The organism is Oceanicaulis sp. UBA6590, assembly GCF_002433705.1.
In the GTDB taxonomy this organism is placed as follows: Bacteria; Pseudomonadota; Alphaproteobacteria; order Caulobacterales; family Maricaulaceae; genus Oceanicaulis.
On record NZ_DJIQ01000019.1, the window covers coordinates 1 to 9,237 of the forward strand.

Consider the following 9,237-nt stretch of genomic DNA (forward strand, 5'->3'; position numbering starts at 1 on the left):
CTAACCAACTGAGCTACACCCGCTCAGATCATGCGCGGCGCATCGCCGCGTCAGGAAGCGTGTGTCTAAAGGCGCTCCGCACGACGGTCAAGCGGGTTTTGCCAGCAAGTGCAGCGCCTCGCTGTGGGAAAATCACAGCCGCGTGAAGCCGCTCGCAGGGACGGAACGGCAGCGTTAAGTTGGGCTTATGAGACGATCACGCCCCCTGCTTCGCACCATCCTTTTCCTGGCGCTCCTGCTGCCGCTTTTGGTCGGTCTCGCTGTCTCCTGCAGCCCGGTCCGCTACATCATGATGACCGCCAGCCCGACCGGCGCCGGTCCTGAGGCCCAACCGCCCTTGCCCGGCGTGGATGACGGTCTGTCTGGCTGGCTGCAAGCGCGCCCTGACGTCGATCTGCTCATCTCGCAAACGCTTTATGGCGCGCCGCTGCCGCCGGGAGAGGTTCGCGTCACTGAACACAGATTGATTGATGCGAATGCCTATAATGGCGCGGGACGGCTTGAAATGCTGAAGCTCTCGATCACCCTGCCCGGCAACGGGCAAGGCGCTATCGATCTGGCGCTCGTCCTGCCCAATTCATCGACTGAGGCCGCGCCGGTCATCCTGATCCCGAGTGATTGCGGGCTGCAGGCGCAATTGCGACGCTCGGACATTCCGCCCAACCGCAATCCGGTCCCCTCCTATTGCGAACCCTCTGGTTCAAGGCTGGAGGAGTACGCCAGCAGCTTTTTTGGCGAATATGTCGTCAGCCCGCCCCTCGAACGGATTCTGCGCCGTGGCTACGCTGTCGCTGCCTGGCATGAGAGCGATATTGCGCCCGATCGGGCCAGCCTTCACGCCGAGACCTTGAGGTCGCTGGGTCTGGACCCGGCCGCGCCAGACCGTCCGGGCGTGATCGGCGTCTGGGCCTGGATGATGAGCCGCGTGGCGGATGTGCTTGAAACTGAAGAGGCCATCGATTCAGAACAATTGGCCGTCATGGGGCATTCCCGCCGGGCCAAGGCCGCGCTCCTCGCCGGCGCTCGGGATGAACGCTTCAGCGTCATCCTCGCCCATCAATCCGGCACGGGCGGCGCATCGCTCCACCGGGACAATCTGGGAGAACCGATCGGTTCCATCACCGAGGGATATCCGCACTGGTTCGTGCCCGGCTATGCCGATTATGCCGATCGCGAAGACGCACTGCCGCTCGACGCGCACTATCTGTTGGCGCTGATCGCACCGCGCAGCGTACTGCTGGGCAATAGCTGGCGGGATGTCTGGTCCGATCCGGCCGGCGCCTGGCGCGCAGCCGAAGCCGCAAGCCCGGTCTGGTCGCTCTATGACGTGGAGGGGCTGAACCAGACGCGCCTAGACGAAATCGATGTCAGTGGTCACATCGCCTATCATATCCGGCCCGCAACCCACGGCGTGCGGGGCGAGGACTGGGACGCATTTCTGGCGTTTCTGGACGCGCAGCTTCAAACAAGGTCCGGGCCTGAGCCCTAAAGCCAGCGTTTGATCCGGCCTTCACGTACTTCCTTGAGTTCCGCGCCTTCATCGCCCAGCGTGGCCCGGCTCCATCCCAGGCGCCAGGCGGAGTACGCCTTCTGCCGGTCCTCGCCCTCAAGGCCCGCCTCATCCATAGCCTTCACGAAGGCCGCGTAGTCCTCGAAGTCTTCGCCAGCATGGGCGGCCTTGAACGCTTCAAAGGGACTCATTCAGGCGCACTCCCCGGATGAGCGGGCCCAGGCCCGCTGCACTGATCGGAAAGACTGTCCGAGCCGCGCGACGGCGGCAATGGGGAAATGTCCCGACACTCTGGTTCCTGTACGTGAAGTCCGGGCCGGTGGTGGGTGGTGACGGGGTCGAACCGCCGACCTACTGGGTGTAAACCAGTTGCTCTACCAGCTGAGCTAACCACCCGCATCCGACTCGAAGGGCCGCCCTTTTAGCCTTCAAGCTGGGTCGGCTTCAAGCGGTCAGAGCCGTAAGAGCCGAAGCGCCGTACAGATTTTGCATGACCGGCCAGGTGCTCCAGCGCCTTGGCCACGGCCTTGTCCTCTTCATGGCCTTCCAGATCGAGGAAGAACATCTGCTCCCAGGGCGCGCCATGAACCGGGCGGCTTTCAAGCTTGGTCATGTTCACCCCATGCTGACGGAAGCCATCAAGCGCATCCACAAGAGAGCCTGACGCATCCGACGTGATGAAAACCAGTGAGGTCTTGCACGGCAGGAGCGGCGACGCCGGCGCAGGATCGACCGCCAGCGCCACGAAACGGGTCTCATTGCCTTCAAAGTCAGAGATGTTGGGCTCGATCAGGTTCAGACCGAACAGGCGCGCGGCATCCGGGCCCGCAACAGCTGCGACAGCCGGGCCCTCATCCAGCGCCCGCTCTAGCGCCCGCGTGGTGGATGTGACCGGTATCTTCTTGAGGTCCGTGCGGGCATTGAGCCATCTTTGCGCCTGTCGCAGGGCTTGCGGATGTCCGTAGACCGTGCGCACGGGGCCCAGATCCGTCGCCTTGCCCATCAGCGCGTGCTGGATCTTCATATGGTGCTCTCCGGCGATTTTCAGATTGGAGTCGCGCAGAAGGTCATAGACCTCGTTGACCCCGCCCGTGGCGGTGTTCTCGATCGGCAGAAAGCCGTAATCGGCCTCGCCATCCTCAAGCGCCTTGAAGATGGCGGCGTAGTCGCGCTTGATCACCGGCGCAACGCCCGAGTACCGACCGGAGAAATGCGCATTGGCCGCAAACTGGGAGTAAGAGCCCGGCCCCCCGAGATAGGCGACGCGCGCCTCGGTCAGCATGACATCGCCCGCGCGCGCATCCAGGCTGGCGCGCTGACGGCGCAGGGAGTCATCGATGATGGCCTGGAACAGCGTTTCAACAAAACTGTCAGCCAGCCCCAGCTCCCGCCCTTTGGCCACTGCGCGTTCAATGACCGCGCGCTCCCGGTCAGTATCGCGAACGGGGCTCTGATCTCCGGCCTTGAGCGCGACCAGCGCTTCGACCAGCCGTCGCCGTTCCGCGAGCGTTTTCAGGATTTCGGAATCCGTCGCATCAATGGCCTGACGCAGGATCTGGCGTTCATCATGGGTCTTGGTCGGGCTCATTGCCGTTTCTCCAATAAAAAACCCCGCCATCGGGCGGGGCTGGTGACTTTTTCTTGCAAGCAAGCAGCGTCAACCGGCCCCGTGGGGACGATAGAAATAGCCGCCGAAGAAAAAGAGGTTTGCTGTCATCATGCGATGCAGCATGAAACTGTCTGTGAGCTTCGGTCAAGTCCTATTGCCCGGACAATTGACATTCCGGGCGCAACACCGCCCGATAGCGGCTCACTCACAGTCAGGACCGTCATACAATGCTGACCGCTCTTACCGCCGCCGCCCTTCTGATCAGCCAGCCCCAAGCCGTGATTGAAACATCAGAAGGACGGATTGTCGTCGCGTTGAATGAGACGGCCGCGCCTGTCACCGTCGCCAACTTCATCGCCCATGCCGAGGCCGGCAATTTCGATGACGGCTCTTTCTATCGCACCGTGCGCGACGACAATGAGCGCGAAGGCATTGCGCCTATGAACCTCATCCAGGGCGGGCACAGCTTTGACGGGCTTGCGGACGCGGAAGGCATTGCTCATGAGAGCACGCTTGAGACCGGTCTCACCCATGATCGCGGCGCCATCTCCATGGCGCGGGACGGAGTCGGGACAGCGACCACCGAATTCTTCATCATGGTCAATGACTATCCCGGCCTGGACGCCGGACCGGACGGGCGCAATCCGGATGAAGCGGGCTATGCGGTCTTTGGCGCGGTGACTGAAGGCATGGACGTGGTGGAACGGATCTGGATGAGCCCGGCCAGCCTGGAGCGGGCGCCGGCTGACTTCCCCTATCCGCAATTCATCTCAGAGCCCATCCGGATCGAAACCGTCCGGATTCTGGATGAGACCCAACAGACTGACTAGTTCTTGAGGTCCTGGCGAAGGGCTGTCAGTCGCGCCGCCACGTCGTGGGCGACCGCCTCCCCCATCATCTTCTCGAGCCGGGCATTGACCGATTCAAAGGCTGACTTGGCGCGGTCGGCCTTCTCGACACCTTCCTCGCTGACTTTCAGGCGCCAACGACGACGGTCGCTGGCGTCGCGGGTGCGTTCGATCAGACCTTCGCGCTGCAACCGCGCGACCATCTGGGTCACGGCCGGCTCAGACAGTTCAAGCCGGACGGCGATATCGCTCTGGGTGGCGTCGGGATCGCGTAGCACAACACCCAGAAGCGCCGCTTGAGCCACCGTAAGACCCGCCGCCTCGATCACCACGGAATCCGCTTCCTGACGCAGGCGTTCGGCGGTCTTGATCACGGCGGAATACAATCGGGGGCTGGTGTCGCTCATTCACTCACTCTGAATTCATCACTCCGCCCGCTCGGGCGGAGGCGTATATACATATTTATCGCTATCCCAGTTTGGTCAGGAAAGCCAAGTCGCTAAACGTCTAAACTTTCCAGACTCACAACAGAAAAGGCCCCGGAGCATGCTCCGGGGCCTGATCTTGTGTAATGCGCGGACCTAGTGCGGGCGCTGTTCCCCGCCGCCGCTGACTTCCGTCGATCCGGGCAAGGCCGCCAGCGCAGCGGCCTCCGCTTCTGTCCACTCAACCGGCTTGATCGGCTCGGCCAGGGCCGTGTTGAGAACCTCCTCGACGGTCTCGACTGGAATGATCTCGAGCCCTTCTTTGACATTGTCCGGGATCTCGGCGAGATCCTTTTCATTGTCCTTCGGGATCAGGACAGTCTTCACGCCGCCGCGCAGAGCCGCCAGCAGCTTCTCTTTCAGACCACCAATCGGCAGGACACGCCCCCGCAGGGTGATCTCACCTGTCATCGCTACATCCTTGCGCACCGGCACGCCGGTCAGCGTAGAGACAATCGCGGTGATCATCGCGCCGCCCGCAGACGGACCATCCTTCGGCGTCGCGCCCTCAGGCACGTGTACGTGAATGTCGGTCGTGCGGAACACAGTCGGCTTGATCCCCAGCGTCGGGGCCCGGCTCTGAACGAACGAGTTCGCCGCAGAGATGGATTCCTTCATCACATCCTTGAGGTTGCCCGTAACGGTCATCTTGCCGCGACCGGGCATTTGCACCGCTTCAATGGTCAGCAGATCGCCGCCCACCTCGGTCCAGGCCAAGCCCGTCACCAGGCCGACCTTGTCCTCGGCTTCGGTTTCACCGAAACGGTGTTTCCTCACCCCGGCGAAATCATCAAGATTGTCCGAGTTGATGGTCACATGGTCGGTATCGCCCGCCACCAGCTTGCGCACGGTCTTGCGCGCCAGACGCGCGATCTCGCGCTCCAGATTCCGCACGCCGCTTTCACGCGTGTAATAACGGATCAGGTCGCGCAGAGCGCTGTCCTCGACCGTCCACTCGCTCTCCTTCAGCGCATGGGTCTTGAGCTGTTTGGGGATGAGGTGACGGCGCGCAATCTCGATCTTCTCATCCTCGGTATAGCCCGCGATCCGGATAATCTCCATCCGGTCGAGAAGCGGTTGCGGCAGGTTCAGCGTGTTCGCCGTGGTGATGAACATCACGTCGGACAGGTCGTAATCCACTTCCAGATAGTGATCGTTGAAGGTGGAGTTCTGTTCCGGGTCGAGCACTTCAAGAAGCGCCGAGGCCGGGTCGCCGCGATAGTCCGCGCCCAGCTTGTCGATCTCATCCAGCAGGATGATCGGGTTGGTGGACTTGGCCTTCTTCAGCGACTGGATGATCCGGCCCGGCATGGAGCCGATATAAGTCCGGCGGTGGCCGCGGATCTCGGCTTCATCCCGCACGCCGCCCAGCGACACGCGCACGAACTCGCGTCCCGTAGCTTCCGCGATGGAGCGTCCCAGCGAGGTCTTGCCCACGCCCGGAGGGCCGACAAGGCACAGGATCGGGCCGCGCATCTTCTTCACCCGGGTCTGAACCGCGAGATGCTCGACAATGCGTTCCTTGACCTTCTCAAGGCCGAAGTGATCGCGGTCCAGCACCTGCTCGGCCTGACCCAGATCCTTCTTCAGGCGCTTGCGCTTGCCCCAGGGCAGCGCCAGCATCCATTCCAGATAGTTACGCACCACTGTGGCTTCCGCCGACATGGGGCTCATCTGGCGCAGCTTCTTGAGTTCGGCCTCGGCTTTTTCGCGCGCTTCCTTGCTGAGCTTGGTCTCGGCGAGTTTTTCCTCGAGCTCGGTCAGCTCTTCGCGACCGTCATCGCCCTCGCCCAGCTCGCGCTGGATCGCCTTCATCTGCTCGTTCAGATAATACTCGCGCTGGGTCTTCTCCATCTGCCGCTTGACGCGGTTACGGATCTTCTTCTCGACCTGCAGCACGCTGATCTCGCCTTCCATCAGCGCGAACACCTTCTCAAGGCGCTCTGCAACATTGGAGTTGGCCATCAGCTCCTGTTTCTCGGAGATTTTCACCGACAGATGCGCGGCGATGGTGTCGGCCATCTTGGCGGCGTCGGAAATCTCGCCCACTGCAGACAGCGCCTCGGGCGGCACTTTCTTGTTGAGCTTGACGTAATCCTCGAACTTCTCGGCCGCCGCGCGCATCAGCGCCTCGACCTCGGCCGGGTCCGCGACCTGCTCGTCGACCAGCTCGGCTTCGGCCTCGAAATACGCCTGGTTGTCCAGAAAGCGGGTGATCGTCATGCGGCGACCGCCCTCGACCAGCACCTTCACGGTGCCGTCGGGCAGTTTGAGAAGCTGCAGCACGGATGCAACCACGCCATCCGTATAGACCGCCTCATGGGCCGGGTCGTCATCCGCGGCGTTCTTCTGGGTCGCCAGCAGGATCTGCTTGTCCGCGCGCATGACTTCTTCGAGCGCCCGCACCGATTTCTCACGGCCCACGAACAGGGGCACGATCATGTGCGGGAACACGACAATGTCGCGCAGCGGCAGCAGGGGAAGCGTTTTTGTTTCGCTCATAGTCATTCTCCAATGGGCCGGGTCACCCCCGCTCCCGGGGCGCAACTCAACCACGCCGACCCTTGCGGCGTCGGCCTCACGACCAGGCCCGCTCATCAAGCCGAACCTCGCCGTGTTTGCGTGCCTAGACAAGTGGAGGCGGCGCCTTGTGGCTTCAAGCCTGCGGTTCAGCGCCCATGACAGTTCCAGCGTCAGCGCAGCTCGAACTCGGGTGCGGATCGCGCCTCCACGCATGCGGGCGGCCCGGTCTCTCCCAGCATCTCACCGGATGATGAAAAGAATCTAGCAGCCAGTGACAAAGCGCAGCCATCGCCATCCCAATTGGTCGTTTCAGTATGAAAACCGGCAGGAAGGATGATCACACCACTTCGCTCCAGACCGCGTGCCGCTTCGTAGGCCCAGCTCGGCGGCGTCAAAGCATCAAGTTCGCCCGCCAGAATGAGCGTGGGCGCCTCACTGACCGTCTGTTGAAGTTCTGTCTGAGGCCGTGCGGGCACATCCCATAAGGCGCAGGTCTCTGGGGTGAAAACCGCGCTGTCCAGGCCAGCGAAACTGTCCGAAAGCGGGCCATTGCGACGCTGCGCATAGGGCAAAGCCTCGCTGCACCAGACCGACAAACGCACGCCCCAGTCAAAGTCAGAGGCATAGGCCACGCCCTCGCCGCCCGTTTCCAACCGCGTCGCCTCATCCATCAGCCGGGGCGCGCGCTGCAGGTCGGAAGCGCTTGAAAGCGGGACGCTGTTGACGATATGGCGCTGACAAACACGCTCAGTTCCGCATTGCCGCGGCGCGGCGTCTATCGCGCCGAAGAAACGCGTCTCAAGGTCTGGATAAGCCGAGTTGCAGTCGTCGCTCTGAGCGCACAGCTGCGCGACACGTCGCAAGGACGCTTCAAGGTGACCTGGATAGGCGTCATCAAACTGGACCCCATGCGGCAGGGGCGAATCCAGAACCATTGACTGGACTCGCTCCGGATAGTCCCGCGCATAGGTCAGCGCCAGTCGCGTGCCGTATGAGAGCGCGAAGAACGACCATTGCTCGTAACCCAGAACCTCGCGGAGGGCTTCGATGTCAGAGGCGCTGGCGGCCGTGTTGTAAGCCTCTCGTCGCACACCCTGCGCCTCCAGAGCGGACTGACACTCGGCAATGACCTGCTCAAGGCGGGCCCGGGCCCCCGGTTTGCGGCTCACAAGCGCTGGTCCGATGGGCTCGCAACGCAGGGAAGGTTCTGCATGGCGCGTGCCGCGACGCCCCAGTATGACGAAGTCGCGCTCCGCGCTCCAAGGATAGGCGCCAGGATAAAGCGCTGCGGACAAACCGCCCACACCTGGTCCTCCCGGAAGGAAGAGAACCGGCGCGCGCTCCGGGACAGGCGCCTGCGCCCGCACGATCACCACAGGCAGCCTCAGCTCAAGGTGATCCTCGGGGGCTTCGCTCTGTGCGATCACAAGAAAGCCGCGCTGATAGCGCGGCCCGTTCACATCGACAGGAAAAGGGGCTCCCTCCTCCACGGTTTCAAATCTCGGCAAGACCGATTGCGCCGAGCTCACGCCCGGCAAACCCAGAACGCCCGCCAGCACCGCGATGATGAAACGCCTCATTCCCGCCCCCTATGGCAAAAGGGCCGCTCCATGATGGAGCGGCCCTTGAGCATATGGATCAGTGCAATCGGGAAGCGAATTAACTTCCGGTAACGCGTTTCTAGGCGCCCTGCTTCGGAGTCGCCGCCTCGCCCTTGGACTTGGCGTAGATGTAGAGCGGAGTGGCGTCGCCCGTAACGACTTCCGCGTTGACCACCACCTCTTCCACGCCTTCAAGGCTGGGCAGATCGAACATGGTGTCGAGCAGGATGCCCTCCATGATCGAACGCAGACCGCGGGCGCCGGTCTTGCGGTTGATGGCTTTCTCCGCGATCGCAGTCAGCGCATCCTCGGTGAAGGACAGGCCCACGCCTTCCATCTCGAACAGACGCTGATACTGCTTAACGAGAGCGTTCTTCGGCTCGGTAAGGATCTGCACCAGGGCCGCCACGTCGAGATCTTCCAGCGTCGCGATCACCGGCAGACGACCGACGAATTCCGGAATCAGGCCGAACTTGGTGAGGTCATCAGGCTCGACCTCGGCCAGCACTTCGCCCTGACGGCGGGCGTCCGGGTCTCGCACATCGGCGCCAAAGCCGACGGCGGAGCCTTTGCCGCGCTGGGAGATGATGCCTTCAAGGCCGGCGAAAGCGCCGCCCACGATGAAGAGGATGTTGGTGGTGTCCACCTGCAGGAATTCCTG

8 protein-coding genes and 1 tRNA gene are annotated in these 9,237 nt (G+C 62.6%); 2 read left to right on the forward strand and 7 right to left on the reverse strand.

The window, feature by feature from the left end; genetic code table 11:
* Positions 1-187: 187 nt before the first annotated feature.
* Entirely contained in the window at positions 188-1,489 is a 1,302-nt protein-coding gene (locus B2Z70_RS03650; RefSeq protein ID WP_292981101.1) for a glucuronyl esterase domain-containing protein, read from the forward strand.
* On the opposite strand, the gene B2Z70_RS03655 is transcribed toward B2Z70_RS03650, so the two are convergent.
* The 3 genes from B2Z70_RS03655 to B2Z70_RS03665 all read right to left on the reverse strand — a co-directional run bounded on the left by B2Z70_RS03655 (position 1,486) and on the right by B2Z70_RS03665 (position 3,098).
* On the reverse strand, positions 1,486-1,701 hold the full coding sequence (locus B2Z70_RS03655) for a hypothetical protein (protein WP_009800992.1): 216 nt from the start codon (positions 1,699-1,701) through the stop codon (positions 1,486-1,488). The two genes, B2Z70_RS03650 and B2Z70_RS03655, sit on opposite strands and share 4 nt — an antisense overlap.
* A gap of 129 nt (positions 1,702-1,830) precedes the next feature.
* Positions 1,831-1,906, reverse strand: a tRNA-Val gene (locus B2Z70_RS03660).
* Positions 1,907-1,931: 25 nt separating this feature from the next.
* Positions 1,932-3,098 (reverse strand): bifunctional chorismate mutase/prephenate dehydratase, encoded by a 1,167-nt coding sequence (locus B2Z70_RS03665; RefSeq protein WP_009800993.1) that lies wholly within the window; start codon positions 3,096-3,098, stop codon positions 1,932-1,934.
* Between the two features lie 248 nt (positions 3,099-3,346).
* Here B2Z70_RS03665 and B2Z70_RS03670 point away from each other — a divergent pair, with 248 nt between their 5' ends.
* Complete coding sequence (locus B2Z70_RS03670; protein ID WP_292981106.1) at positions 3,347-3,949, forward strand: peptidylprolyl isomerase; 603 nt, start codon at positions 3,347-3,349, stop codon at positions 3,947-3,949.
* Here the strand turns inward: B2Z70_RS03670 and B2Z70_RS03675 are convergent.
* From B2Z70_RS03675 to B2Z70_RS03690, 4 genes are all read right to left on the reverse strand, one after another.
* Entirely contained in the window at positions 3,946-4,374 is a 429-nt protein-coding gene (locus B2Z70_RS03675) for a MarR family winged helix-turn-helix transcriptional regulator (protein ID WP_292981109.1), read from the reverse strand. The genes B2Z70_RS03670 and B2Z70_RS03675 overlap by 4 nt on opposite strands.
* Positions 4,375-4,548: 174 nt before the next feature.
* A complete protein-coding gene (gene lon / locus B2Z70_RS03680; protein WP_292981112.1) occupies positions 4,549-6,954 on the reverse strand; it encodes an endopeptidase La in 2,406 nt (801 codons plus the stop codon).
* A gap of 191 nt (positions 6,955-7,145) precedes the next feature.
* On the reverse strand, positions 7,146-8,555 hold the full coding sequence (locus B2Z70_RS03685; protein ID WP_292981115.1) for an alpha/beta hydrolase: 1,410 nt from the start codon (positions 8,553-8,555) through the stop codon (positions 7,146-7,148).
* Between the two features lie 100 nt (positions 8,556-8,655).
* A partial coding sequence (locus B2Z70_RS03690; protein WP_292981118.1) for a ClpB D2-like domain containing protein occupies positions 8,656-9,237 on the reverse strand: 582 nt, incomplete at its 5' end.